This window comes from Aquimarina besae (assembly GCF_042434905.1).
Lineage (GTDB): Bacteria > Bacteroidota > Bacteroidia > Flavobacteriales > Flavobacteriaceae > Aquimarina.
This window is the reverse complement of the sequence record NZ_CP170199.1, coordinates 1434490-1460628: the sequence shown is the minus strand read 5'-3', so window position 1 is coordinate 1460628 and position 26139 is coordinate 1434490. Positions and strand designations below refer to the sequence as shown.

At 33.9% G+C, this 26139-nt stretch carries 23 protein-coding genes; 15 read left to right on the top strand and 8 right to left on the bottom strand.

What is annotated here, in order from left to right; translation table 11 throughout:
- Window positions 1-268 precede the first annotated feature (268 nt).
- Window positions 269-1522 (bottom strand): ABC transporter permease, encoded by a 1254-nt coding sequence (locus ACE94K_RS06260; protein ID WP_378181519.1) that lies wholly within the window; start codon window positions 1520-1522, stop codon window positions 269-271.
- A gap of 139 nt (window positions 1523-1661) precedes the next feature.
- On the opposite strand from ACE94K_RS06260, the gene purH reads away from it, so the two are divergent.
- The 6 genes from purH (at window position 1662) to rodA (ending at window position 8848) form a co-directional block, all read left to right on the top strand.
- The gene (gene purH / locus ACE94K_RS06255; protein ID WP_378181516.1) at window positions 1662-3194 is read left to right on the top strand and encodes a bifunctional phosphoribosylaminoimidazolecarboxamide formyltransferase/IMP cyclohydrolase; all 1533 of its coding nucleotides are present in this window, start codon (window positions 1662-1664) and stop codon (window positions 3192-3194) included.
- Between the two features lie 43 nt (window positions 3195-3237).
- Window positions 3238-4266 carry a rod shape-determining protein gene (locus tag ACE94K_RS06250; RefSeq protein ID WP_378181513.1) on the top strand — a complete coding sequence of 343 codons (1029 nt, stop codon included), beginning with the start codon at window positions 3238-3240 and terminating at the stop codon, window positions 4264-4266.
- 137 nt (window positions 4267-4403) lie between these two features.
- The gene (gene mreC / locus ACE94K_RS06245; RefSeq protein ID WP_378181510.1) at window positions 4404-5231 is read left to right on the top strand and encodes a rod shape-determining protein MreC; all 828 of its coding nucleotides are present in this window, start codon (window positions 4404-4406) and stop codon (window positions 5229-5231) included.
- Window positions 5224-5730 carry a rod shape-determining protein MreD gene (gene mreD / locus ACE94K_RS06240; RefSeq protein ID WP_378181507.1) on the top strand — a complete coding sequence of 169 codons (507 nt, stop codon included), beginning with the start codon at window positions 5224-5226 and terminating at the stop codon, window positions 5728-5730. The genes mreC and mreD overlap by 8 nt, the downstream gene beginning before the upstream one ends.
- On the top strand, window positions 5727-7595 hold the full coding sequence (gene mrdA, locus ACE94K_RS06235; protein WP_378181503.1) for a penicillin-binding protein 2: 1869 nt from the start codon (window positions 5727-5729) through the stop codon (window positions 7593-7595). Before mreD ends, mrdA begins: the two co-directional genes overlap by 4 nt.
- Entirely contained in the window at window positions 7595-8848 is a 1254-nt protein-coding gene (rodA, locus tag ACE94K_RS06230) for a rod shape-determining protein RodA (RefSeq protein ID WP_378181500.1), read from the top strand. Before mrdA ends, rodA begins: the two co-directional genes overlap by 1 nt.
- Window positions 8849-8854: 6 nt before the next feature.
- Here the strand turns inward: rodA and ACE94K_RS06225 are convergent, their stop codons facing one another.
- Complete coding sequence (locus ACE94K_RS06225; protein WP_378181497.1) at window positions 8855-9646, bottom strand: DNA/RNA non-specific endonuclease; 792 nt, start codon at window positions 9644-9646, stop codon at window positions 8855-8857.
- 458 nt (window positions 9647-10104) lie between these two features.
- Here ACE94K_RS06225 and ACE94K_RS06220 point away from each other — a divergent pair, with 458 nt between their 5' ends.
- From ACE94K_RS06220 to ACE94K_RS06210, 3 genes are all read left to right on the top strand, one after another.
- The gene (locus tag ACE94K_RS06220; RefSeq protein WP_378181494.1) at window positions 10105-11700 is read left to right on the top strand and encodes a vitamin K epoxide reductase family protein; all 1596 of its coding nucleotides are present in this window, start codon (window positions 10105-10107) and stop codon (window positions 11698-11700) included.
- Between the two features lie 183 nt (window positions 11701-11883).
- Window positions 11884-12090 carry a hypothetical protein gene (locus ACE94K_RS06215; protein ID WP_378181491.1) on the top strand — a complete coding sequence of 69 codons (207 nt, stop codon included), beginning with the start codon at window positions 11884-11886 and terminating at the stop codon, window positions 12088-12090.
- A gap of 32 nt (window positions 12091-12122) precedes the next feature.
- Window positions 12123-12302: a hypothetical protein gene (locus ACE94K_RS06210; protein WP_378181488.1), complete on the top strand. Its 180-nt coding sequence runs from the start codon at window positions 12123-12125 to the stop codon at window positions 12300-12302.
- 113 nt (window positions 12303-12415) lie between these two features.
- Here ACE94K_RS06210 and ACE94K_RS06205 read toward each other — a convergent pair whose 3' ends face one another.
- Window positions 12416-13528, bottom strand: coding sequence for an ABC transporter permease (locus tag ACE94K_RS06205; protein ID WP_378181485.1), 1113 nt, complete (start codon window positions 13526-13528; stop codon window positions 12416-12418).
- 9 nt (window positions 13529-13537) lie between these two features.
- Window positions 13538-15673: a carboxy terminal-processing peptidase gene (locus ACE94K_RS06200; RefSeq protein ID WP_378181482.1), complete on the bottom strand. Its 2136-nt coding sequence runs from the start codon at window positions 15671-15673 to the stop codon at window positions 13538-13540.
- A gap of 170 nt (window positions 15674-15843) precedes the next feature.
- Between ACE94K_RS06200 and surE the strand changes: the two genes are divergently transcribed.
- The 6 genes from surE to ACE94K_RS06170 all read left to right on the top strand — a co-directional run bounded on the left by surE (window position 15844) and on the right by ACE94K_RS06170 (window position 21574).
- Window positions 15844-16626: a 5'/3'-nucleotidase SurE gene (gene surE, locus ACE94K_RS06195; RefSeq protein WP_378181479.1), complete on the top strand. Its 783-nt coding sequence runs from the start codon at window positions 15844-15846 to the stop codon at window positions 16624-16626.
- Complete coding sequence (locus ACE94K_RS06190; protein ID WP_378181476.1) at window positions 16619-16900, top strand: hypothetical protein; 282 nt, start codon at window positions 16619-16621, stop codon at window positions 16898-16900. Before surE ends, ACE94K_RS06190 begins: the two co-directional genes overlap by 8 nt.
- Before the next feature lie 23 nt (window positions 16901-16923).
- On the top strand, window positions 16924-18036 hold the full coding sequence (gene lpxB / locus ACE94K_RS06185) for a lipid-A-disaccharide synthase (RefSeq protein ID WP_378181473.1): 1113 nt from the start codon (window positions 16924-16926) through the stop codon (window positions 18034-18036).
- An 11-nt stretch (window positions 18037-18047) separates the two neighbouring features.
- A complete protein-coding gene (locus tag ACE94K_RS06180) occupies window positions 18048-18569 on the top strand; it encodes a C40 family peptidase (protein ID WP_378181470.1) in 522 nt (173 codons plus the stop codon).
- Window positions 18570-18652: 83 nt separating this feature from the next.
- Window positions 18653-19210 carry a hypothetical protein gene (locus ACE94K_RS06175; protein ID WP_378181467.1) on the top strand — a complete coding sequence of 186 codons (558 nt, stop codon included), beginning with the start codon at window positions 18653-18655 and terminating at the stop codon, window positions 19208-19210.
- A 318-nt stretch (window positions 19211-19528) separates the two neighbouring features.
- Window positions 19529-21574, top strand: coding sequence for a ComEC/Rec2 family competence protein (locus ACE94K_RS06170; protein ID WP_378181464.1), 2046 nt, complete (start codon window positions 19529-19531; stop codon window positions 21572-21574).
- A 6-nt stretch (window positions 21575-21580) separates the two neighbouring features.
- On the opposite strand, the gene ACE94K_RS06165 is transcribed toward ACE94K_RS06170, so the two are convergent.
- The 4 genes from ACE94K_RS06165 to ACE94K_RS06150 all read right to left on the bottom strand — a co-directional run bounded on the left by ACE94K_RS06165 (window position 21581) and on the right by ACE94K_RS06150 (window position 26135).
- On the bottom strand, window positions 21581-22861 hold the full coding sequence (locus tag ACE94K_RS06165) for a serine hydrolase domain-containing protein (protein WP_378181461.1): 1281 nt from the start codon (window positions 22859-22861) through the stop codon (window positions 21581-21583).
- A 250-nt stretch (window positions 22862-23111) separates the two neighbouring features.
- Window positions 23112-23450: a hypothetical protein gene (locus ACE94K_RS06160; protein WP_378181458.1), complete on the bottom strand. Its 339-nt coding sequence runs from the start codon at window positions 23448-23450 to the stop codon at window positions 23112-23114.
- A gap of 296 nt (window positions 23451-23746) precedes the next feature.
- Window positions 23747-24286 carry a thioredoxin family protein gene (locus tag ACE94K_RS06155; RefSeq protein ID WP_378181455.1) on the bottom strand — a complete coding sequence of 180 codons (540 nt, stop codon included), beginning with the start codon at window positions 24284-24286 and terminating at the stop codon, window positions 23747-23749.
- A gap of 100 nt (window positions 24287-24386) precedes the next feature.
- A complete protein-coding gene (locus ACE94K_RS06150) occupies window positions 24387-26135 on the bottom strand; it encodes a peptide MFS transporter (RefSeq protein ID WP_378181452.1) in 1749 nt (582 codons plus the stop codon).
- Between the last annotated feature and the right edge of the window lie 4 nt (window positions 26136-26139).

The window sequence follows — 26139 nt, the reverse complement described above, 5'->3', positions numbered from 1 at the left end:
AAAGGATTACTTCGATACTGTAACTATCATAAATCCAGAAAAAAGATATGATCCCTTCTTAACTATAACAATCAAGTATTTTTACCTATTTCGTTACCCTCTGATTCCTAGTATCTTTGAACAATGATAATAGATATAATGACCCCAAATAAAAAAAGAAATATAATGATAAAAGTAATCCCCGTTGTCGTTTTAGCACTAATTTTAATTGCACTAGGTATGAATATTTATCTTTTATACAGGTTTGTATAATCTGAAGTCTTTTACATTACATACCGGTTCTAATAGCTTCTACAGGATCCAATCTAGCTGCCATCCAGGCTGGGAAAATACCCGCTATTAAACCAATTAAGGTTGACCAAAACATACCCCAGAACATATTGGAGCTAGAAAGGACAAACTCAAAATCTCCGGTTAATTGAGAAGCTCCTTTTGAAATCAACCATACTAGTACGAGTCCAATCAATCCACCAAAAATGGCTAGAATAACTGCTTCAAATAAAAATTGAAGTAATATAAATTTTCTTTTAGCGCCCAATGCTTTTTGGATTCCTATAAGATTTGTTCGTTCTTTTACGCTTACAAACATGATATTCGCAATACCAAAACCTCCTACCAACAAAGAAAACATTCCAATAAATCCACCTATTTTGGACATAGTTCCTGTAATATTATCTATAAAATCCGTAAAGCCCTGTAGCTGATTTACAAAAAAATCATCGATATCATCGGGTTTTAATCCTCTGTAAGATCTCATTTTTTGAGTAAGTGAAGCTACAAACTCGGGCACATCACCACTAGATTCGGGTTTAATAATTATCATAGGAAATGTAAACTTATTGTTATCGCCATAAATTCTTCTCACAAGATTAACCGGTAATATGACCGAAGTATCTTTGGAATCCCCAAAAAGACCGCTTCCTTCTTTCTTTAGAACACCTATCACCGTGAACTTTCTTCCGTATACACGAACTTTTTTACCAATAGGATCACTCGTGCCAAATAAGCTATTCGCTACTTCATCTCCAATTACAATAACCGGAGCTCCTCCTACAGATTCCTGTTCATTAAAAAACCTTCCTTTAACAACCTGTAATTCTTCGATCTCGTAATAATCGTGCGTAACAGGTGCCATACTCACATTGCTAATACTTTTATCATTGTACTTTATCGTCTCCTGACCAACATTCAATAAAAAACTAGCCGCTTTTACATCAGGCATCGTTCTTTTGATATACTGGTATTCTTCAAAAGTTACGTCAGGAAACTGTTCTCTCTTCCAATCAGGAACCTGAGTAGGTCCAAAAGAAATTCTTGTAAGATATATGGTACTATTATCTAAAGAACTAATACTTCCTTTTATTTCTTTCTCTAAAGAATCAACAGCAGCCAGCACACCAATAATGGAAAAAATACCTATGGTGACCCCTAACAAAGAAAGAAAGGTCCTTAATTTATTGTTTCTAAGAGCATTAATCGCAAAATTAAAACTCTCTTTTAGTACTCTAAGATAAATAAGCATATGCTATTTTTTGAACAATATAAAGATAGGACGTTTTCCTTATAATTTTGTTACAAAATAACTAAAACAATTACACATAATGGGTTGTCTAATTGGCAACTAAATTGCTACTTTTGCGCTTTACTAACTAAACACTGTCATGAGCAACACAAAAACCGCTAAATCTGCATTGATTTCTGTATTCAGTAAAGAAGGATTAGCACCTATCGTAAAAAAATTAGATGAGCTTGGTATTACCATATATTCTACCGGTGGTACCGAAAAATTCATTAAAGACCAGGGAGTAGATGTAATTCCTGTAGAGGATGTTACTTCTTATCCTTCCATTCTTGGTGGAAGAGTAAAAACATTACACCCAAAAGTGTTTGGAGGAATTCTAAACCGCCAGAATAATGATAGCGACGTAGCAGAGTTAGAACAGTATGAAATTCCACAAATTGATATCGTAATCGTGGATTTATATCCTTTTGAAAAAACGGTTGCATCAGGAGCTTCTGAACAAGAGATTATCGAAAAAATTGACATAGGAGGAATTTCTTTAATTAGAGCAGCTGCTAAAAACTTTGCTGATGTTACCTGTGTGGCTTCTGTTGATGATTATGCTGAATTTTTAGAAATTATTTCGGAAGGTAATGGTAGCATCTCATTAGAAGATCGCAGACGTTTTGCCGCAAAAGCTTTTAATGTTTCTTCTCATTACGACAGTGCAATTTTTAATTATTTCAATAGTGATCACGAAATTGCTTCACTTAAAATAAGTGAAACCAAAGGAAAAGTGTTACGCTATGGAGAAAATCCACACCAAAAAGGATTTTTCTTTGGAGATTTTGATGCTATGTTTGATAAGTTACACGGAAAAGAATTATCCTACAATAACCTTCTTGATGTAGATGCTGCGGTCAACTTGATGAATGAGTTTACAGGAGAAGATCCTACTTTTGCAATCCTGAAACATAACAACGCCTGTGGATTAGCTCAACGTTCTACTATCCATCAAGCATATGTAGATGCATTGGCTGGTGATCCGGTTTCTGCATTTGGTGGCATCTTAATTAGTAATTCTGAAATAGATGCTGCTACAGCCGAAGAAATTCATAAATTGTTTTGTGAAGTAGTCATCGCCCCTTCTTACAGCAACGAAGCTTTAGAAACACTAAAAGGAAAGAAAAATAGAATCATACTGATTCAAAAAAATATAGAACTACCAAAGACTCAAGTGCGCTCTTGTCTAAATGGTGCTTTAGTACAGGATAAAGATTTAAAAACTGATGCTAAAGAAGACTTAAATACGGTTACCAAAGTAGCACCTACAGACGCGCAAGTAGAAGATTTATTGTTTGCATCTAAAATTTGTAAACATACTAAATCTAATACGATTGTATTTACAAAAGGAAAACAACTCTTAGCAAGTGGAACCGGACAAACATCCAGAGTAGATGCATTAAAACAATCTGTAGAGAAGGCAAAATCATTTGATTTTGATCTTAACGGTGCTGTTATGGCAAGTGATGCTTTCTTTCCGTTCCCTGATTGTGTAGAGCTTGCAGACAATGCCGGCATCAAAGCGGTAATACAACCTGGGGGTTCTATAAAAGATCAATTAAGTATAGATTATTGTGATGCAAACGGAATTGCAATGGTAATGACTGGAACACGTCATTTTAAACATTAATTTTAGTACATTTACTCAATTCTAACCCTTTTTATTGTTTTATATGGGATTTTTCGACTTCTTTACTGAAGAAATTGCAATCGATTTAGGTACAGCGAATACCTTAATTATTCATAATGACAAAGTGGTGGTAGACAGTCCATCCATTGTAGCCAGAGATATCGTGTCTGGAAAAATAATTGCCGCGGGTAAAGAGGCTGCGATGATGCAAGGAAAAACGCACGAAAACATAAAAACGATAAGACCGCTTAAAGATGGAGTAATTGCTGATTTTGATGCCAGTGAAAAAATGATAAGTATGTTTATCAAGGATATTCCTGCATTAAAGAAAAAAATATTTACTCCAGCCCTACGCATGGTTATCTGCATTCCATCCGGAATTACAGAAGTAGAAATGAGAGCAGTAAAAGAAAGTGCAGAACGTGTAAATGGTAAAGAAGTATATCTTATTCACGAACCAATGGCTGCTGCCATTGGTATTGGTGTCGATATCATGCAGCCAAAAGGAAATATGATTGTTGATATCGGAGGAGGAACCACAGAAATTGCGGTTATCGCTCTCGGAGGAATTGTTTGCGACAAATCTGTAAAGATTGCAGGTGATGTATTCACCAATGACATTATTTATTATATGAGAACTCAACATAATTTATATGTCGGTGAGCGAACTGCTGAAAAAATAAAAATACAGATCGGTGCAGCAACTGAAGATTTAGAATTGCCACCAGAAGAAATGAATGTTCAAGGTCGTGACTTGCTAACTGGAAAACCAAAACAGGTGCAAATCTCATTTCGTGAAATTGCGAAAGCGCTAGATAAATCTATTCTAAGAATTGAAGATGCTGTTATGGAAACGTTATCACAAACCCCACCAGAACTTGCAGCCGATATTTACAATACCGGAATTTATCTTGCAGGAGGTGGATCAATGCTAAGAGGCTTAGATAAGAGGTTGTCTCAAAAAACAGATTTACCGGTTTATATTGCTGAAGATCCGCTAAGAGCAGTTGTAAGAGGAACAGGAATTACCTTAAAAAACATTAATCGCTATAAAAGCGTATTGATTAAATAATTATCTTGAGAAAACATAAGTAGTATATACCTAAAATTTATTTTTTACGTTATTCTGCTTTAGTTGTTTTTAAACAATATTAAGAGCATTATTCTAACAAGATTATAATTTATTTGAATTTAGTATCCCCATAAAGCATGCAGCAGATTATTAATTTTTTAATACGGAATAAGAACTTTCTGTTATTTCTGCTATTACTACTTCTATCGCTTATTCTAACTTTGCAATCGCACACCTACCACAAGAGTAAGTTTATTAGTTCTACCAATTTTCTTACAGGGGGAGTGTATGGATGGAGATATTCTATTAGTAATTACTTTGGGCTTAAAAACAAAAATGAACGTTTGTTAGAAGAAAACGAGTTACTTCGTAATCAAATAAGTTGGTTAACAAATGATACCATTTCCACAAAATATGTAGACACCACCTCATTTAGTAAGCCGTTCACCTTCATTAAAGGAAACGTATATAAAAATGACTATAGCAAAATTGACAATTATATTCTGATTAATAAGGGAGAAAAAGATGGGGTTGAGCCGGATATGGGGGTTATTACAGATAAAGGAATTGTTGGAATCGTAGAAAACACTTCTCAAAATTATAGCAGAGTTATTTCGATACTTAATAGCAACTCGAGAATTAATGCCGGTTTAAAAAAATCAAATCAATATGGGTCTCTGGTATGGAACGGTATCGATCCAAATATAGTGCAACTAGAAACAGTACCTAGACAAGCTGTTTTACAAAAAGGAGACACTATTATTACCAATGGTCGTTCTACTATATTCCCCAGAGGTATAGGAATTGGCACAATCATCAACTATAAATTAGATGAAAATCAAAGCTATTTTTTAATTGATGTGCAACTGTTTAATGATATGACTGATATTGGATTTATATATGCAATAAAAAGTAACGATGCTGTAGAAATCGAGTCTTTAGAAAATCCAAAATTAGATGAATAATAATGTTCTTTTATATATTGGCAGATTCTTAAGTCTGGTATTTGTTCAGGTATTTATCCTTAATCATATCAATTTTTTAGGATACCTTAATCCATATATTTATATCATTTTTATACTATTAGCTCCGATCAATATTAACAAGAGTTTATTTCTTTTCCTAAGTTTTATTCTAGGGTTAACTATAGACCTGTTTGGAGATTCTGGAGGTGTGCACGCAGCTGCCTCTTTAGTAATAGGATATTTGCGACCTGTTATTCTAAGATCTGTTTTTGGTTTGAGTTACGAATTTCAAACGGTTAAACTAAGTAACGTTGGTTTTGGACAGCGACTTGCCTACGTAACTCTTATGGTATTCATACACCATTTTATACTTTTTTCTCTAGAAATATTTAACTTTTCTCATACACTATTATTAATAAAAAAAACGTTATTTTCTAGTCTATTTTCAATCATAGTCATTATGTTGGTTTTGGTATTGTTTAGAAGAAAAGATTCATGAGAAAATTACTACTATATCTTATAATAATTAGCACAGGTGTCGTCTTTATTGCAAGGCTTTTTTATCTGCAAATTTACAACACTTCGTTCGCAGCCTTATCAGAAGATAACGCAATAAAAGTATTGTATGACTATCCTCAAAGAGGAGCGATTTATGACAGAAACGGCAAGCTTTTGGTTACTAATCAACCCTCATATGATGTGATGGTGATACCAAGAGAATTAAAACCTTTTGATACATTAGAATTTTGCTCTATCCTCAAAATAACAAAAGATAAACTTGTTAAACAATTGCAAAAAGCAAGAGCGTATTCTCCCAGAGTGCCCTCGGTGGTTATTCCTCAATTAACCAAGGATGAGTATGCGTATCTACAGGAAAAAATGCGGAAGTTTGATGGTTTCTATATTCAGAAACGCTCCCTTCGAGATTATCATACAGAAAATGCCGCAAATGTACTTGGCTATATTGCAGAGGTAAACGAAGGGCTTATTAAAAAAGATCCGTACTACCTCTCTGGAGATTTAATCGGTATGCAAGGCGTAGAAAAACAATACGAAAAAGAGCTTCGAGGAATTAAGGGAATAAAAAGGATACAAAAAGACAGATTCAATCGTGATATTGGACCCTACAAAGAGGGTAAATATGACACACTACCTGTTAATGGAAAAGATCTTACCATTACTATTGATGAAGAATTACAGAATTATGGTCAAAAGCTAATGCAAAACAAACGCGGCGGTATTGTGGCATTAGATCCCGCCACCGGAGAAATTCTTACTTTGATTACTGCTCCGACCTACAAACCAGAATTATTGGTTGGTCGTAAAAGATCCCCTAATTATACAAGATTACATTATGATTCTATTTCCAGACCTTTATTTGATCGGGGTGTAAAAGGAGAATACCCTCCAGGATCACCTTTTAAAGCGATCACTGCACTTATAGGGTTACAAGAAGGAGTTGTAGATACCAAGGAAAGTTTTTCTTGCAATCATGGCTTCAGATATGGAAAAAAAGCGAAACTTGGTTGTCATGCGCATCGAAGTCCTCTGAGCATGATCCCCGGAATTGCACAATCTTGCAATGCGTATTTTGCCAATGTTTATCTAAGAAGTATTTACAAATATGATACTCCTCAGGAAGGCATTGACAACTGGGAAAAACATGTCGAAAGTTTTGGATTAGGAAACTATCTGGGCAATGATTTATCAAGTGGGAGTAAAGGCTTAGTTCCAAATTCTAAATTTTATAATAAACAATATAACTATCCAAAATATAAGTGGTATCCAACCGCTACCATATCCAATGCAATTGGGCAGGGAGAGGTACTGGCTACACCAATACAGCTGGCTAATATGACAGCTGCCATTGCTAACAGAGGGTATTTTTATACTCCACATATTATTAAGGCAATTGACGGAAAGCCAATTTCCATAGAGAACTTTACCAAACCAAAATATACAACAATAGATAAAGAACATTTTGAACCGGTAATTGAAGGAATGCATCAAGTATATGTTCAAGGTACTGCTGCAGCATTACAAGTAAAAGATATAGATATTTGTGGTAAAACAGGTACTGCAGAAAATTATACTGTAGTTAACGGGGAGCGCATGCAACTCACAGATCACTCTGTTTTTATTGCATTTGCACCAAAAGACAATCCAAAGATTGCACTTACTGTATTTATTGAAAATGGCTATTGGGGGTCCAGATATGCTGGTAAAATCGCCAGTTTGATGATAGAAAAATACATCAAAGGATCTATCTCCAGAACAGATTTGGAAGATTGGGTTCTTTCGCACAGCCTGGAAGAAGAATATGCAAAACCTTACAGTGGGGAACCATTTAAAATCAACCAATAATGGCTAAATCAACAATTGTTGCCATAGATTGGTTAACCGTACTTCTGTTCTTGTTATTGATCGGTTTTGGATGGGGTAATATTTACTCTGCTTCATACAGTGATCAATCTTTCTCTTTGACTGATTTTTCGCAACCATACATCAAGCAATTATACTGGATAGTTTTAAGTATTGTTATTATTATTGTTACCCAAGCAATAGAAACTAAATTCTATGAACGTTTTGCAGGTTTATTATACGTTGTCTCCTTAGTCTCTCTTCTTGGACTGTTTTTATTTGGAAAGAATGTTAACGGAGCTACATCTTGGTACGCCTTCGGTCCGGTCGGCTTACAACCTTCAGAGTTTGCTAAAGCTGCTACTGCATTGGCGTTGGCAAAGTTTCTAAGTGATATGCAAACAAACATTAATTTGATCAACCATCAGCTAAGAGCTTTTTTGATTATAGCGTTACCGGCACTGTTCATTATTCCACAGCCAGATCCAGGTAGTGCACTGATATATGCTGCTTTTTTCTTTCCATTATATAGAGAAGGATTAGCTGCAACGTATTTAATCATCGGAGCTTCTGCAGCTGCTCTTTTTATATTAACGCTATTGTTTACACCTCTTTGGGTAGTTATTGGAATTGCTACCATTATGATCTTGATTCTCATCAAAAACAGAAAACATAAACCCAAATATTCTAGATATTTACTTACCATTATAGTAATTACAGGTTTTTGCTTCTCGGTAAACTATATCTTTAATAATGTTTTTGAACAAAGACATCGTGACCGTTTTAATATTGTTTTAGGAAAAGAAGTAGATTCTAAAGGTATTGGATACAACACGAATCAAAGTCAAATTGCGATAGGCAGCGGCGGATGGACAGGAAAAGGATGGAAAGAAGGTACCCAAACCAAAGGAGGTTTTGTTCCAGAACAACACACTGATTATATTTTTAGCACTGTTGGAGAAGAATGGGGTTTTTTGGGTGCCACCTTGGTAATAATTTTATTTGTTGCACTACTTATCAGACTATTGTATTTAGCCGAAAGACAAAAGTCACAGTTTAGTCGGGTCTATGGATATAGTGTGGTAGGTATTCTATTCTTGCATTTTGCCGTCAACGTAGGGATGGTTACAGGATTGATTCCAACGGTAGGAATACCACTTCCGTTTTTTAGCTATGGCGGATCGGGGTTATGGGGATTTACTTTGTTACTTTTTATTTTCATCAAACTAGATGCAAACCGGGTAAATGAATGGTAATACTTCTTAGAATTTCCAGCCTTTTTTACTAATAGAAGCTTCCAGCTGATTTTCAATGGCATCCGGTAACTTTGGGAAAAAATCAATTCCCGTTAACTTTTCAATGCTATCCGTCGATACGATAAATTGGTCCAAGGGTTGATCGGTATCTTGATTAGGAATCAAAAATGCAATCATTTTAGAGTTTTTATTTAAAATCACCTTATAAAAATATTTTGGCACAGAAACTGCTTCATAACCAATGGTTTGTAAATCATCGCTTAAAACCCCTCCGGTAACTACATAAACTCCATCATATTTGCTTGCCCAGTAACGAACTTTTTGTTCTAAATCATTCCAGATACCGGCATTGAACTCGTGATTCTGGGGAGAAACATTTGATGTAAGAAACGTTTCTTCAAAAGCATCATAAGTAAATCTTCTATCTCCTGCCGGGCATAAATGACCTCGGTCATATCCAGAATTTTTATAATTTCTCCAATCAGCCGAGGAAGTTCTTACTTTGGTATCGACTTCAAAGAATGGCCGTTTGAATTCATTTTTGGATACATGTTCCTGTTTTAGTTCGTAGGCCACCCATTCGGGTTGCTCGTGCTTTTCGGAGTACGATAATGAATAATGTTTGTGAGTAACAATTACACCTGTCGTAGACGTTGGAAGATAGAAAAAACTATATTCCTGATCTTCTTCACTATAAGAGCTATTCTTTTGGTCAGCCGAATCAACATTCTTTTCGATATAATAAAAACCAACGGTTACTATTAACACCAACAATGGATATATATACTTTCTTTTCAAATTTTCTTATTAAAATGATTTACCGAATGATGAACAAAAATATCAAAATCAATATATATTCTTCTATCGTTCAACTTTTAAAATTTTAACTATCCAATCGGTCAATCAAATTGTAGTTTGTGATATAAAAACAACAATAGACTAAACTTTAACATAAAATCAATCTTAGATTTTATGCATGTTTTAAATATTACTAATGATTTGATTTTCAATAATTTAATACAAAATATTAACATAAATAAAAACTAAAATTACGGATAATCCTTTTTTATTTTATGTAGTATCCTCGTCCATATTGTCTTTAAAAATCTCTATTTTAGAAAGCTTTTTAAACTAAATGACGTTTCGAAAATTACAGAAAAAGTTTAAAAAATATTATGTAAGTAGATTTGGGGTAATCAACTTATGCTATCTTTATCAGAAGAAAGCACACAAAACAAAAACATCTTAAAGGATTCATGAAAAATAGTATTGAGAAAATAGTTGAAACTGTTCTTATCCAAAATAGAATTAGTAACTATGACAAAAAAGATTTAGAACTACAATTACAAATACATCCAAACTATCCAAGTTTTCAATCTATTACTGATACACTAGATTATTTTGATATTGACAATATCGCTGTAGAAGTGCCTGTAGAAGCATTGGATCAACTTCCAGAAAGCTTTGTTTCACTAGTTAAAAAAGACAATGCAGAGGAAATTGTTTCCGTGATCAACAAGAACGGAAGCATTGAACTAAAGCATACAGATCTAGACAATAAAAGATTTAGTTATGATGAGTTCAAAACGATCTGGGTTCCTAAGGTAATCGCTGTAGAACACAATGCTGGAAAAAGCAACTTATTTTCTAAAGAGTCCTTAATTCATAACATTCTGTTTGGAGCGCTACTTTTAGGTTCTATTGTTGCATTGGTAACCAGACCTTTTGATTTATTTCAGATATTGTTTTTGATAGTATCAATCTCAGGTGTAGTATTTAGTCTTTTTGCTGTTAGAGAGAGTTTGGGTATACAATCTAATACTATGCACCAGTTTTGTACTTCTGTTGGAAATTCAAATTGTGGGGATGTAATTAATAACAATACAGGAAAATTACTTAAGAATTTTTCACTGGCCGACGCAAGTATTGTTTTTTTCGGTATTCTTACGATTTATCAATTGTTTTACGGTTTTAACAGTGTTTTATTGTTACCTAGTCTTATAGGAATTCCTTTTATCCTTTATTCTTTGTATTCCCAAGCATTTATTATAAAAAAATGGTGCGCTATCTGTATTGCTATAAGTGCCCTATCTACCGGTTTAATCGTTGTTGCGTTACTAGGTCTCTCTTTTGATTTCACAATAGCCGCAATAGCGACTTTTATTATGGTTTCTGCACTGATCACTTTGGGTTATATGGAAGTCAAGAAACATATGGTTGAAAATAAAGAGTACAAAAGCGACAACATAAAGCTCAACCATTTTAAACGTGATAGACAAATATTTGAGCACTTATTAAGTATCTCAGATAACGTTCAGGATACCAAATCGATTTCAAATGAAATAGTTTTAGGAAACCCTAACGCTAGCTTTAAGATTATTAGTCTAACCAATCCTATGTGTGGTTACTGTAAAGGGGCTTTTGAGGCTTATACTCGCGTATTAAGAACGATGAGTGAACAGCTACAGATTGTTATACGGTTAAAAGTATCATTGGACGATCTTGACAATCAAGCTACTCAAATAAGTTTGCGCTTACTAGAAATATATCATTCTGAAGGACCTAAAAGTTTTATTGAGGCGTATAGTGAATGGTTTCAAGATAGAACTTTTACGAATTGGATCAAGAAATATGGCACGCCTAAAAACGATGAGCAACATATTGAAGTCCTTCAAAAACAATCAGATTGGGCAGAAAAGAACAATTTGTTCTATACTCCTGCTTCTCTGATTAACAAATCTATATACCCCAAAAAATATAGTTATGACGAATTCTTTCATTTTACCAGTATGATGATTGAAAATGAAAACGAACATAATTATAGTGTAAAAGAAGATTCTGTAGGTGTCTAAATCGGATGATATAGTACAGCGTTCTATAGACCTGTAGTTCCAGTATATGATACTTGCTTTTCTTTTTTTACGAACATTTTTGTAAAAAGACGTAATACTCTTTTTCTTCACACACTCACTCAGACATAACCCCCGAGTGTCTTTAAATTTTCGGGGGTTTTAAAACTCTTAAAAACCTAAACTATGTTAAAAACAATTCTACATCTGGACAAAGCTCAAAAATTGAGTAAAACCCAACAAAAATTAATTTCAGGAGGTTACATCCCTACTTTAGAACAATTCTGTTGTGGACCTCGTTCACAAGGGTGGTGGATACAGCAGTATCCTTTTTTAGGAAACGACCCATATTATACATGCACCGATGATGTATGCAATGGTGGAGCCTGGTAATAATTAATTATTTACTTTTAAAACCTATTATTATGAACCGAATTAAAAAGATTACGGGAGCTAAAACGCTTTCTAAAAAACAACAACAAGATGTGCACGGAGGAGCCCTAATTTTTTCTGCAGCCAGTAACCGAGGAAGAGGTTGTAAACCTTTATTGAGTTGTTGCTATCACAATGGAACGAGTTGGGTACAGGGACCTCCTTGTTTCTAAGACTTATCTATGCCATTTGAAATTTAAGTTTACTTAAAAAATTAATTTACAACTGGTATTATGCCGATCAAACAAAAGGATTGAACTATTAGGTTTAATCCTTTTGCTTTTTACTACCCTTTTACATCCAATGCATCTCGTAACGCATTACCAATAAGCATAAAGGCCATCACAAGACTCATAATACCCAGTCCGGGAATTATTGCCAGATAGGCTTTGCCCAAAATAATATAAGAATAATGATCTTTGATCATAGCTCCCCAACTCGCCATGGGTGGTTGTGCACCAATTCCGAGAAAACTCAATCCACTCTCAATCAATATTGCCGCCGCAAAGTTAGCTGCAGAAATTACTATAACAGGAGCCAAACTGTTAGGAAGTATGTGATTGCTAATAATCCTGAAATGACTAAAGCCCAGGGCTTTTGCTGCAGTTATATACTGCATTTGCTTTATACTTAATACCTGGCCCCTTACAACCCGGGCTACCTCTACCCACATCGTCAACCCGACAGCTATAAAAACTTGCCAAAAACCTTTACCCAAAGCTAAGGTGATTGCAATTACCAAAAGTAAGGTTGGTATTGACCAGGTTACATTAATCAACCACATGATGAACACATCGATTTTCCCACCAAAATAGCCTGCAATTGCGCCCAAAGATATTCCTAACAGTAAAGAGATAAATACAGCTACAAAACCAATAGAAAACGAAATTCTAATACCAATAAGCATTCTACTTAAGAGATCTCTTCCATACTTATCAGTTCCTAAAATAAAAGTTCTATCCTCAATAAACTCTTTTTCTATATCATCTTTTGTATACTGTTTAGGAAAACTCGTAAGCTCAATTCTTTTAGAAATGCCGGTCAATTCACCTTCTGTGTAAGGTGTAACTTCCAGAAATGATTCTTTGAAACGATAACCTTCAATAGGAATCTCTGTATCCATATTTTTGGAACCAAAAAACAACTTACTGAAGTATGATTGATCAGAAGACGATCCTGAAGGTATCGTTAACATTTTAACAGAAAACCCCGGACTTTTAGAATGAATGGATAAATGCATTTGGTTAGCATTCTTAGAACTATCCGGAGCTAATATATAAGCAATTATAGCCGTCAATGCACAGAGAACAATAAACCAAAAACTCAAAACGCCCCAAAAATTCTTTTTAAATCTTTGGAGCGCTAACTTTGATAATGAGTTTGATTGCGTTTTCTGCATTAAAGCGCCTTAATTCTTTAGTGTCAATGGATTTTTGGATCGACGTATATTATTGATCTTCATATCTTCTAAAACGCTTAAAGCCTCTTCTACATATACATCTTTACTAAGACTTTGATGCCATCTACTTCTTTTTTCCTTCAGGATTGTATCTTTCTCCATCAGATCCTTTTCATAAGGGAGAGATTCGAATGTTAAATTAGTTTTATAATCATTAAGACGTTCAAAACGTTCTGCCTGCTTTTCATTGAGTTCAATATTGGCTTTATACTTATTAAAGTTCAATGAATATTCATTTATATCTCGCTTTTCTCTAACCCACTTGGCATTCTCTTCTATTAGCTTAAGTTGGTCATTTGTTGCCATACGAGCTTTACTTTTATTAATAGTTTGATCAAAATCGATATAACCATCCCATAAGGTATAATCAGCAGCAGGAATCTTATCCCACGGCAGAGGGTTTTCTTGATCTTTTTCGCCTATGTCAATATAGCTGTAACGATCTGGAACAACAACATCACTCTTCACGCCTTCTAGTTGGGTTGAACCACCATTTACTCTGTAGAATTTTTGAGTAGTTAACTTTAATGCACCTAAATCTCCAAAATCGTTACTTCGCATCCATCGATTAAGGTCCATCACATTTTGTACAGTTCCTTTCCCATAAGTTTGCTTACTTCCTATAATAATAGCTCTTTTATAATCTTGCATTGCAGCCGCTAATATTTCTGAAGCGGAAGCAGAAAGTTCATTAACCAAAATAACTAATGGTCCATCCCATAAGATATTTCTGTCTTTATCACTCAATACTTCGGGAGATTCTCCTTTTGTTCTCACCTGCACTATAGGACCTTTTTCTATAAACAATCCTGCAATATCAACAACCGTTTGTAAAGAACCACCGCCATTATCTCTTAGATCTATTACAAGACCTTCCATATCCTGCTCTTTTAGACGTATGATCTCTTGTTTTACATCTTTGGCAGCATTCCGTTGATTGTAATCTTGCATATTAAAATAAAACTTCGGTAAGTTTATAATACCATAGTTTTTATCATTCTTTTTAACCAAAGAGGATTTTGCATACGTTTCTTCAAGCTCCACGACGTCTCTAACAATTTCAACGTTCTCTATAGTTCCATCTACCTTTTTAACAGTTAGCGTCACCTTTGTTCCTTTTGGTCCTTTGATTAAGCTTACTGCGTCATCTAGCCTCATCCCCACAATGCTTACCGGCTCTACCTCATCTTCCTGTTTAACTCGCATTATTAAGTCTCCTACTTCTACTTTATTGCCTCTCCAAGCAGGACCTCCAGAGATAATTTCAACAATTTTTACATTGTCATTTTTTTTCTGCAGCCTAGCTCCTATTCCTTCTAATTTGCCTGACATAGCAATATCAAAACGATCTTTATCTTGGGGAGCAAAGTAATATGTATGGGGATCGAATTCTTCTACAATTGAATTAATATAGATTGAGAACCAATCTTTTCTTTCCAAGTCATCGGCAAACTCAAAATATTCTTTTAAAGAAGTCTTTGTTAATTCTCTAGACTCTTCTTCCAGCACAACAGCAGACTTTCTTTTGAAATTTTTATTTTTTGTCAGAGAATCGATTTGCTCATCTACTTTATCGTAATAACTGGACAACGCGTTGAATTTAAGTTGTAATCTCCAACGATTTTTCATTTCCTTCTTGTTGCTAGCATACTCTAACTTATCATAATCTGTATTTATGGATTCTTCTTTTTCAAAATTAAAAGGGCTCTCTAATATTTCTTTATAAAGCGATCTGGCTTCATTCATTCGTTGTTGAAGTCTTTCATAAGTAAGATTAAAAAAATCAATTTCCTTATCTCTAATCTGATCATCAATTAAGTTTTCGAATTTTTTAAATTCTTCTATGTCACTTTTATAAAAATATCGTTTCAAAGGGTCTAATGCATCAATATAATCTACAAAAACGTTCTTAGAGAAATCATCATTAATATCCTTTGCATCATAATGCCCTTTACTTAACACATAACTAATAAGATCTATTAGTATACGGTCTTTATCCGGATCATTTTCAATTTTTGTTGTAAAGCTACAGGAAGCAGCTGATACAATTACGGTAAGCATTAATACCAAAAAACTCTTTTTCATACGCTCATTTTTAATTTAGGGGTGTCCTTGGCAAAATACATTAAAAATCGTGCCAATAAGAGGTAATATTACTAAATTTTTCTTAAAACAACTAATAATGTATGCTACTGATTACGAATAATATATTTAGAATAAAAAAAATGTATTTTTACCGTTGAAAAAAAAAGACTATGTCACAAAGAAAACCGTTGATTTTAGTAACCAATGATGATGGTATTACAGCGCCAGGAATAAGGACATTGATTAGCATTATGAATGAAATAGGTGATGTTTGTGTGGTGGCTCCAGACAGTCCTCAGAGCGCTATGGGGCATGCAATTACGATTAATAGCACTTTGCATTGTGATCCAATAACGATTGACAAAAACGCTCCTCAGAAAGAATACAGTTGTTCCGGAACTCCGGTGGACTGTGTCAAAATGGCAACCAGAGAAATATTAAATCGAAAACCTGACCTTTGTGTTAGTGGCATCAATCACGGTTCTAATTCTGCAATAAATGTTATTTATTCGGGTACAATGAGTGCAGCCGTAGAAGCAGGTATTGAAGGAATTCCTGCTATTGGGTTTTCTTTATTGGATTATAGTATGAATGCCAATTTTGAACCTTGCAAAAAGTACGTAAAGACAATAGTTGAAAATGTACTTACCAATGGATTACCGAAAGGAATAGTGCTTAATGTAAATATCCCAAAACTAGAGGAAGATGACATCAAAGGTGTCAAAATCTGTAGACAGGCAAATGCACATTGGGTAGAAGAATTTGATAAGAGAACCAACCCAATGGGAAGAGATTACTATTGGCTTTCAGGGAAATTTATTAACGAAGACAGAGGAGAAGATACGGATGAATGGGCATTGCATAACGGATATGTTTCCATTGTACCTACACAATTTGATCTTACCGCACATCATTTCATACAAGAACTAAACAATTGGCCGTTACATGATTAAAAAAGAAATTCTAATTGGTTTTTTTATAGGGATATTAGCAAATGTTAGTGGTATGTTGCTCTACATATTATTATTTTCGGAACAAAGTATCAAAGACACCTTAAAAATAGCACAACAAAATAACTATTTAGGAAGTCTAATCGCATTAGGAGCAATTCTTAATCTGATTATTTTCTTTTTGTTTTTAAAGCAAAACAAACCTTACAGAGCCCGTGGCGTACTTCTTGCTACACTCATAGCAGCTGTTGGTATCGCAATTAGTAAATTTAGTTAACCTATGGAGAAAGTATATCTAAAATGAAGTATTATCTGATAGCCGGAGAAGCATCAGGCGATTTACATGGTGCAAACCTAATGAAGTCTATTATCAAAGAAGATCCCTATGCAGAATTTAGGTTTTGGGGAGGCGACCTGATGCAGAATGTCGGAGGGTCTATGGTAAAGCACTACAGAGAACTGGCTTTTATGGGATTTATAGAAGTCGTACTGAATTTATTTACCATACTTAAAAACATCAAGCTCTGCAAAAAAGATATCCTTAGTTATCAACCAGATGTAATTGTCTTTATTGACTATCCGGGATTTAATCTGCGTATTGCTAAGTGGGCAAAACAGAAAGAGTTTCGCACTCACTATTATATATCTCCTCAAATTTGGGCGTGGAAAGAGGGAAGAATCAAGAGTATCAAGAAATGTATCGATGCTATGTATGTAATCTTACCTTTCGAAAAACCATTTTATGAAGACAAACACAATTTCCCGGTTAATTTTGTAGGACATCCGTTAATTGATGCCATTGCAAATCATCAACAAATTTTACCTGAAAAATTTAAGACCCTGCATAATCTAGATGACAGACCAATTATAGCAATACTTCCTGGAAGTAGAAAACAAGAAATAAAAAAAATGCTTGAGGTCATGCTGAGCATCGTTGATGATTTTCCTCAATATCAATTCATCATCGCAGGTGCGCCTAGTCAGGACCCAGAGTTTTACACCCCATTTATAAAGAAGGAAGGTGTGCATTTGGTTATGAACCAAACTTATGATTTACTTAGCTTAAGCAACGCTGCTCTGGTTACTTCGGGAACAGCTACATTAGAAACTGCATTATTCAAAGTTCCGGAGGTTGTTTGCTATAAAGGCAGTGCTATTTCTTACCAAATTGCCAAACGAGTTATTCATCTAGAATATATTTCGTTGGTGAATCTCATTATGGATAAAAAAGTAGTTACTGAGTTGATTCAAGGTGATTTCAATACTAAAAAACTAAAAGAAGAACTGACAAGCATTCTGGATGATTATAAAAGAGCTGTTATGTTTCTGGATTATTACGATCTTGAAAAGAAATTGGGAGGGAAAGGAGCTAGTGATAAAACTGCTAACTTGATAGTAGAAGCCATAAAATAAAAACTAATAAAATGAATACAAAGAATTTACTTTCAGCTTTATTCGTTCTTGGTATTATACTTTCTTCCTGTGGAGGTGGAAAAAAGAGTGCGGCTGTAAGTTCTCGGAATGTTAAAAAGACAACAAAAACCAACGTTGAAGCTAGTCCCAAAAAAAAGATAAAGAGTATCGTAAATTATGCTAAAACTTTTGAAGGGACACGCTACAAATATGGCGGAACTACTAAAAAAGGAATGGATTGCTCTGGGTTGGTCTATACATCCTTTAAGCAAGGTGAAGTCATCCTACCAAGAACTTCCAGGGCGATGTCTACTCAAGGAGATAAAATTTCTCTAAAAAATGTTACTATTGGTGATCTATTATTTTTTAAGACTAATAAAAATAAGGATAGAATTAACCACGTCGGATTAGTGATAGCAACAGGAAAACGAATAAAATTTATCCACGCCTCTACGTCCAAAGGAGTAACTATTTCAAGTCTAGAAGAAACATATTGGAACAAGTGTTTCGCTCAGGCCAGAAGAATTTTATAGTAAAAACTTCATTTTTTGACTTTCCTTTTATTAATTTTTTAATTGAAATACATTAAATTAGTAACCTAAACCTCTTATTTAAAATGGAATACTCTTTAGACCCAATAGAAGTAAAAAAAGTTATTGACGCCAAGGTTAATGGCAAAGAATACGATCATGATCAATTTATCTATTATCATTTGAATAGAAATCTTTTTAATGTAAAAAAGGAAGTCACAACACTTACGCATTTGATAGGTAACAAGTTTAGGGATAATAAAGGGTTTATTTGGGAAGAGGCATCCAGATTTAAAAACTGGTTTCATACTCCAAAGTCGAGATATTTCGGAAGTCTCCTTGGTGCTAAACCATACAGCAGAAAATTCTTGCGTTTAGATAAAGAAACGGGTATCGGGGGTGAGTTCGAAATGATTATACGCCACGATGGTAAAAGAATAGACGCATTAACTCACGAAGGATATCAAGAAACCTATAATTTTGGTCCAACGGCAAATATGAGTTTACATAAACTTCTGGATGTTGATCCACACGGTCCTCATCCTGATTATACCGTAAAGATCGATACAGGAAGCGTGACTATCAAAGACAAACAACAACAACTTTCCGGTACCAGAAGAAGACGAAACCGCATTGGAAAGTAATTTTCAAGGTAGATTTCTAATTTTTTTTCATCAAGCCAAATATAATCTAGTCTCTGGCTTTTCTAGCTACGTTTAACTCCACCAATCATTGATCTGGTTAGTCTATTGATATCCATAATTTTCTCTTGAAAAAAAGCTTTTTAAATATGTTTAGAATACAAAAACTAAAAATCCTTTTTACGATTCGATATTCCCAGTTCTAATCCCACGGGCTTTATATTATTCAAAAAAACTTCGGTTAGGTAGGTAACATATGCATCTATTTAGACACGATTAATTACAGGTTTTAAGAAACACCTGCTAATTAATCAGTGACCGGTGCATAAATTACTTAATATTCCTTTTTTAATACTCACCTTTTCTTTAGTGATTGGGATTGTTTTTGGGCATAACATCTCGATAAACCTTAACCTCATTATTATTCTTCAAATCATTGCAATTATTGGTTTAGCCAGTTGTTGGTGGTATGCAAAAAAAATATTTCACAGTGCAACGGGATTCACCATTTTAGTATTTATCAATTTTACTTTTTCTGGAATTATTTTGGTAAACATACATTCTCCGGAGCATAATCAAAATCATTATATCCATTTTCTAGATGAGTTTCGAACGGACCAGGTATCGATTAGTTTTCAAATCAAAGAACGTTTAAAACCCACTACCTACTATGAAAAATACATCGTTGAAATACAATCAATCGAAAACAAAAAAATTGTTGGGAATTTATTATTACAATTACCTAAAAGTAGTATAACGGTTCCTCTTATCACTGGAGAATCTTTTATATGTTTATCGCAAATAAAACCAATTCCCGGTCCCCTAAATCCTCATCAATTTGATTATGCTTCCTACTTAGCGCAGCAATACGTTTTTCATAAAATAACAACTAATTTTAATAAATTAATTTCAACCAATTACTCAGTATTTTCTATATATCGCTTTGCAGCTTTGGTTAGAACAAATATCAATCTCAAACTAAACAACTACAGTTTTAACAAAAAACAATTATCAATCATCAATGCATTACTACTCGGACAAAGACAGGATATTGATAACGAAACGCTTACAGACTACAAAAACGCGGGAGCCATTCATATTTTAGCAGTTTCAGGTTTGCACGTTGGTATTCTTTTAATGTTATTACAAATTATCCTGAAACCGTTAGATCGTTTCAGTAAAAATGGTAAGATCATCAAAACTTTTCTAGTGATTATCCTACTGTGGTGCTTTGCCGTAATCGCTGGTCTTTCACCTTCCGTTCTTAGGGCTGTAACTATGTTTTCTTTTATCGCAATCGGTTTGCATATTCGTTCTAAAACCAGCATATATAATGCACTGATTGTTTCTATATTTATATTATTATGTATTCGTCCTTTATTACTATTTTCTGTTGGATTTCAGTTGAGCTATATAGCCGTATTTTCTATTGTATGGATACAGCCTTCCTTCGTTAAATTATACAAGCCTCGATTTTATGCAGACAAAATTCTTTGGGAGACTTTTACAGTTACTATTGCCGCACAGCTGGGTTTATTTCCTCTAACATTGTTTTACTTTCATCAATTTCCTCTTCTCTTTTTTGTAGCGAACCTAATCATCATTCCATTCTTAGGTTTTATATTAGGTTTTGGTATACTCGTCATTATTTTATCTCTGATCCAAATCTTACCAAATTGGCTGGCGACCACATTTGGAAAATGCATAGATGCTATAAATCTTACAGTACATTTGGTTGGAAAACAGGAGGATTTTTTACTTACCGAAATTCCATTCTCCTGGAGAATGCTTATTCTTGGATACTTCTTCATTATTTCTCTCATATTGTTTTTAAAAAAGAGAAGTTATACCCGAACGTTGCTAATTGCCATTAGCATTAATTGTTTTCTGCTACTCATGAACTATGAAAAGTATATGTGCAATAAAAAGGAAGAACTTGTTATCTTTCATAATCAACGCGAAACAATCATTGGAACGCTTCAACCTGAAAAATTAAGAATATACAGCAACGATTCCATTACTGAAAAGAATAAGGAATTCATTTTGCAAGGCTACATCACCGAAAACAATGCGCAACTCAAACCTCAAAAGAAGCTAAAGAATGTATATCGATATAAATCAAAAACCATCTTGATCATTGACAGTGCAGGAATTTACAATTTAGAAGGTTTACAAGTCGATATGATTGTTTTATCCAACTCTCCAAAAATTCATTTAAACCGAATGATCACCATTCTTAAACCGAAACAAATTATCGCAGACGGCAGTAATTATAAAAGTTATCTAGATCAATGGGAAATCACTTGTAAAAAACAAAATCTCCCTTTTCATCGAACAGATAAAAAGGGAGCTTATATTTATAAATAAAGTAGCTTATAACATTGCTAACTGTTCTTCTATTTCCTCTATCGGTGTAGCTAGGATTTTTTGAACGATCTCGTGCAAATCAGGAATGACGCGTTTTGCCATTTTTGTAGGACTATTAAATAAGATAGTAATTCCTAAATCTTCCTGCGGAAATATCGCAATCTCACTTCTATAACTATTTACGTGACCTCCGTGATGAATCATTCTGCTTGATTCACCAGTTTTGTTGTTTTTAAAATCGTGAATACGCCATCCGTGCGCATAATGCGATGCTTGGTGACCTGACCATTTTTGGTAATATTTGCTTCTGCCAGGAAGATCAATTACAGGATTAAATACGTTCTTTAGTCCGTCATTGCTCATCACCGAAGGATTATGACCTAACAAAAATCGCATCCATTTCGTCATATCAGTTACACTGGCATTAACACCACCAGCTGGTATAGCATTAAAATATTTTTGATTGATCTTTAAAGATCTCCAACCACGTCCATATCTTCTATGAGGCATTGCAATATTGCTAGCATTCTTGATAGATTCATAGTCTGTAGAAGCTGTATTCATTTGTAGTGGCTTGAATATTTTCTCCGCAATAGCATCTCCATAAGACATTCCGCTTACTTTTTCAATCATTTCACCACTTAGCGCAAAAATCGCATTTTGATAACTATAAATTCGACCAGGTTTATCAATGGTAGGGATACTCTTAAATTGTCCAGCGATAGTTTGAAGATCTACACCATCTTCTACCAGATTAGTAAAACTATGGTAAGGAAGTCCTGATGAGTGAGATAAAATATGAGATAACGTAACACTATCGGTCCACTTTTTGCTTGCTAATTGAAACGATGGCACATACTGATTTACTTTATCCTCCCAATTAAGCAATCCCTCTTCAACGTATATTCCGGATAAAACTCCTGCAAATCCTTTTGAAACTGATCCAATCCTAAAGATGGTTTCTGCATTTACAGTGTCGTTTAAAGAAACATTTCGTTTCCCAAACCCTCCTGAGTACATTACAGAATCGCATTTTACAATCCCAACGCTTGCGCCGATGAACTTCTTTTGTTTAAAAGCCTTATTGAAATATGCTGTTATTTCTTCTTTAAGAAGTTGTCTTTGTTTATCAGATATAGGATTCTTAAAGAAATCCTTCATAGGTTCTTGTCTGGAAATTTCTTGTTTTATCTTTTGAGGTGCCTTTATCTCGTTAGCCGATAGCAAAGGAAATAAGGATACAATCAACAACAACATTGTAGGGGCAATGAAGAAACGTTTTTTCATAATAGGTTAAGCTCTGTCGAAATATTTGAAACCAAAAATTTAGGGAGGGATTCAAATACTATAAATTAACGATTTGTTTTATTAATTATTTTAAATTTGCTCAAATATAACGATTATATGCATATATCATCGTTGAAATGCACATTTTTTCAAAATTTAACACTATTTAGCTATAAAATAACTTTTTTAAACAATATTTTGTAAGAAAAAACTTTCTATTTGTATTCTGTAGATGTAATTTAGGATTATTTTATACCAGCCTTATATCCTCTTTAAAAAGCATATGAATATATTCTGCATGAATGTCTGCGTGATGTTTATTTTCTAAACAATGAAATAACAAGTGAATTAAGCCATAATCTCCTAAACAATCGCGATACTCATCTTGATCTTTATTCTTCACCCAAAGAATAAAACTACACAAATGTCCTATCTCTCCAATTTTTTCAGGGTTTTTAAGGCATTTTTTAAATTCACACAAGTTCATAAGCGCGTACTCATTGTACTTTTGTTTACAAAAGTTATAATCAAATGTATGCTTATAAGATCTAAGCTTTCTGTTTTGTATTTCATACTTAATACCACTCATAAGGTATATTTATTCAATTAGGTATCGGTGTTATACATAAACAATGTTTATACTATAAAAGCAAAACACACTCCTAATTGTATTTTTAAGATTCTTTTAATGAAATTTAACGAATCTTTATATTGGGAATATTTCCAATACGAAGATACAAAATTTGGAAATATTCCTAATTACGTTTCGCCACATTTGTTTTATGGTCTTTCCGTTACTAAGAGAGATTAAGTGTTGACCTCTATAAAAAATCCCCTTTATCAAACTGATAAAAGGGATCTTATGTATTTATTAAAAATATACTATTAATTGCTAAACGTACTTACAAATGATTGCTCATATTTCTGCCAGGCATCTGCGCTAGTCAATTTTTTATAATCATCGTTATAAATCATCTTTAGGTAAAGCTCTAACTGTTTTGGTGTTTTGTATCCAACAACGGGTGCTATTAAATTCCCTTTTTCATCAAAGAAAACAATACTTGGATATCCACTTATTTTGAGAGCGTTTGCAAAAAAATGTTGACTATTTCTTCCTTTTCTGTCGGGATTGTAGTTAGGATTAGTATACGTAAAATCATTATAATGAATTTCTTCGGTTCCTTCCCCATTAAACTTTACCGCATAATAATTTTTATTTACGTAGTCGACCACATCCTTATTATGAAATGTTTTTTTGTCTAGCAATTTGCAAGGGCCACACCAATTGGTATATACATCCATGAAAATTTTTTTAGGAGTTTTCTTTTGTGCCTCTAATGCGTCATTCATAGACATCCAATTAATCTCCTGTGCCTGAGTCGGCAAAACAAATAGTAATCCGATTAGAAAAAGTAGGTATTTCATATGATTTAAATTTGGTTCTACTTATTAGTCGAAACAAAAACTGTTCCTTATTAAAAACTTTACCCGTTTTTGGGTAACGGGTAAAGTAGTGTTTTTAGTATTAACGGATCCCGTGCATTAACTTCTTTAATAATGGGTTTAAAATCATTATTAAAGCACCAGCAGCAATAGGAACTATAGTAAATATCAGAAAAAACGTTGATAAATTATAATTAGCCGTAACTTCATCAATCATTCCTCCCAATGTTCCTGCAGCTTTTTGACCTATTGCTATTGCCAGATACCAGATCCCAAACATAAAGGCTATCATTCTACCGGGAACTAACTTACTCAAGTAAGATAATCCGACTGGAGATAAACACAATTCTCCTAAAGTATGAAACAAATATGCTAAAATTAACCAAATCATACTAACGGATGCTGTCTTTGCACCTTGTGGTATTCCTGAAGAACCATACGCTAATAATGCAAAACCGAAGCCTAACAACGCCAATCCAAAACCGTATTTAAAAGCTGCACTAGGGTTATACTTACTCTCCCACCATTTAGAAAATAATGGAGCCAAAGCAATGATAAAAAATGAATTTAAAATCCCAAACCAGGTAGCACCTACCTCGGTGGTATCCTTGCTAAACTCATTATTCAATTTCCAAATCACAATTCCCCAAATAATAATAAAAGATACAGATAGCACAACATTAGATATACCTATCTTAGAAAATGTCTTTTTAAATAATAAATACAAAACCCAGGAAATAATAGCTAGAGGAACTACTGTTAGGATAGCATCTATACTTTTAAAAATTAGGGCAGAAGAACCTGTAAGATCCCTTGCCGTGTAATCCCTAGCAAAAATATTTAAAGATCCAGCAGCCTGTTCAAATGCTGCCCAAAAAAATACAGTAAAGAAAGCAAAAATCGCAACTGCAATCATTCTGTCTCTAACTGTGGTACTATATCTAATAATTCTTGAAATAATTAAAAACAAAAATAATAATACTCCAAATACGATGACAACCGTAGGGCCTTCATAACCACCCATAGTGAAGTCAAACAAATTGACATTTCCAATTTTAGACATAGGATCATTAATCAACCAAGTAAATCCTATGATTGCGCTAACTGCGATTAAAATTTTATCTATAGTTGTAAAAGGATTAAGTTTATCTCCTTTTTCCAAAACTACTTCTGTTTTTGCTTCTTTCTTAGGTTTTGCTCCTATTTCGCCAAACAAAGGATTTGCCAACCAAAATTGAATCATTCCCAAAAACATAAAAATCCCTGCTAATCCGAAGCCTAATGCCCAACTAAAGTTTTCTCCCAGGTAACCACAAAGCATAATTCCAAAAAATGCTCCTGCATTAACTCCCATATAAAAGATGGTATATGCACCATCTTTTTTAGCGTCATTACCTTTATACATTTCTGATATAATCGAAGTAATATTCGGTTTAAATAAACCAGTTCCTAATACCAATAATCCTAATCCAATATACAAGGTAGTTTCTGTTTCGAATGCCATAGAAACGTGTCCCAAGGTCATTATTAAGCATCCAATAGTAACTGCCCAGCGATATCCCGTTATTTTATCGGCAATATATCCACCTAAAATAGGTGTCAAATATAAAAGTGATGCATATGTTCCAAATAAAGCTAATGCGTGTTCACGTGGCCAATTTGCCCAACCCGGATTTTCTCCAAACAGTGGTTGCGTCAAAAATATCACCAAAAGTATCCTCATCCCATAGAAGGAAAATCGCTCCCACATTTCTGTAAAAAATAGTACGAAAAGTCCAGCAGGATGTCCTAGAACTTTGTCTTTAAATAAGTTTTCTATATCCGTGTTCATAAAT

Coding starts and splice junctions, on each gene's coding strand:
- ACE94K_RS06260 (WP_378181519.1), bottom strand. CDS start 1,522: ATGCTTATTTATCTTAGAGTACTAAAAGAGAGTTTTAATTTTGCGATT.
- purH (WP_378181516.1), top strand. CDS start 1,662: ATGAGCAACACAAAAACCGCTAAATCTGCATTGATTTCTGTATTCAGT.
- ACE94K_RS06250 (WP_378181513.1), top strand. CDS start 3,238: ATGGGATTTTTCGACTTCTTTACTGAAGAAATTGCAATCGATTTAGGT.
- mreC (WP_378181510.1), top strand. CDS start 4,404: ATGCAGCAGATTATTAATTTTTTAATACGGAATAAGAACTTTCTGTTA.
- mreD (WP_378181507.1), top strand. CDS start 5,224: ATGAATAATAATGTTCTTTTATATATTGGCAGATTCTTAAGTCTGGTA.
- mrdA (WP_378181503.1), top strand. CDS start 5,727: ATGAGAAAATTACTACTATATCTTATAATAATTAGCACAGGTGTCGTC.
- rodA (WP_378181500.1), top strand. CDS start 7,595: ATGGCTAAATCAACAATTGTTGCCATAGATTGGTTAACCGTACTTCTG.
- ACE94K_RS06220 (WP_378181494.1), top strand. CDS start 10,105: ATGAAAAATAGTATTGAGAAAATAGTTGAAACTGTTCTTATCCAAAAT.
- ACE94K_RS06215 (WP_378181491.1), top strand. CDS start 11,884: ATGTTAAAAACAATTCTACATCTGGACAAAGCTCAAAAATTGAGTAAA.
- ACE94K_RS06210 (WP_378181488.1), top strand. CDS start 12,123: ATGAACCGAATTAAAAAGATTACGGGAGCTAAAACGCTTTCTAAAAAA.
- ACE94K_RS06205 (WP_378181485.1), bottom strand. CDS start 13,528: ATGCAGAAAACGCAATCAAACTCATTATCAAAGTTAGCGCTCCAAAGA.
- ACE94K_RS06200 (WP_378181482.1), bottom strand. CDS start 15,673: ATGAAAAAGAGTTTTTTGGTATTAATGCTTACCGTAATTGTATCAGCT.
- surE (WP_378181479.1), top strand. CDS start 15,844: ATGTCACAAAGAAAACCGTTGATTTTAGTAACCAATGATGATGGTATT.
- ACE94K_RS06190 (WP_378181476.1), top strand. CDS start 16,619: ATGATTAAAAAAGAAATTCTAATTGGTTTTTTTATAGGGATATTAGCA.
- lpxB (WP_378181473.1), top strand. CDS start 16,924: ATGAAGTATTATCTGATAGCCGGAGAAGCATCAGGCGATTTACATGGT.
- ACE94K_RS06180 (WP_378181470.1), top strand. CDS start 18,048: ATGAATACAAAGAATTTACTTTCAGCTTTATTCGTTCTTGGTATTATA.
- ACE94K_RS06175 (WP_378181467.1), top strand. CDS start 18,653: ATGGAATACTCTTTAGACCCAATAGAAGTAAAAAAAGTTATTGACGCC.
- ACE94K_RS06165 (WP_378181461.1), bottom strand. CDS start 22,861: ATGAAAAAACGTTTCTTCATTGCCCCTACAATGTTGTTGTTGATTGTA.
- ACE94K_RS06160 (WP_378181458.1), bottom strand. CDS start 23,450: ATGAGTGGTATTAAGTATGAAATACAAAACAGAAAGCTTAGATCTTAT.
- ACE94K_RS06155 (WP_378181455.1), bottom strand. CDS start 24,286: ATGAAATACCTACTTTTTCTAATCGGATTACTATTTGTTTTGCCGACT.
- ACE94K_RS06150 (WP_378181452.1), bottom strand. CDS start 26,135: ATGAACACGGATATAGAAAACTTATTTAAAGACAAAGTTCTAGGACAT.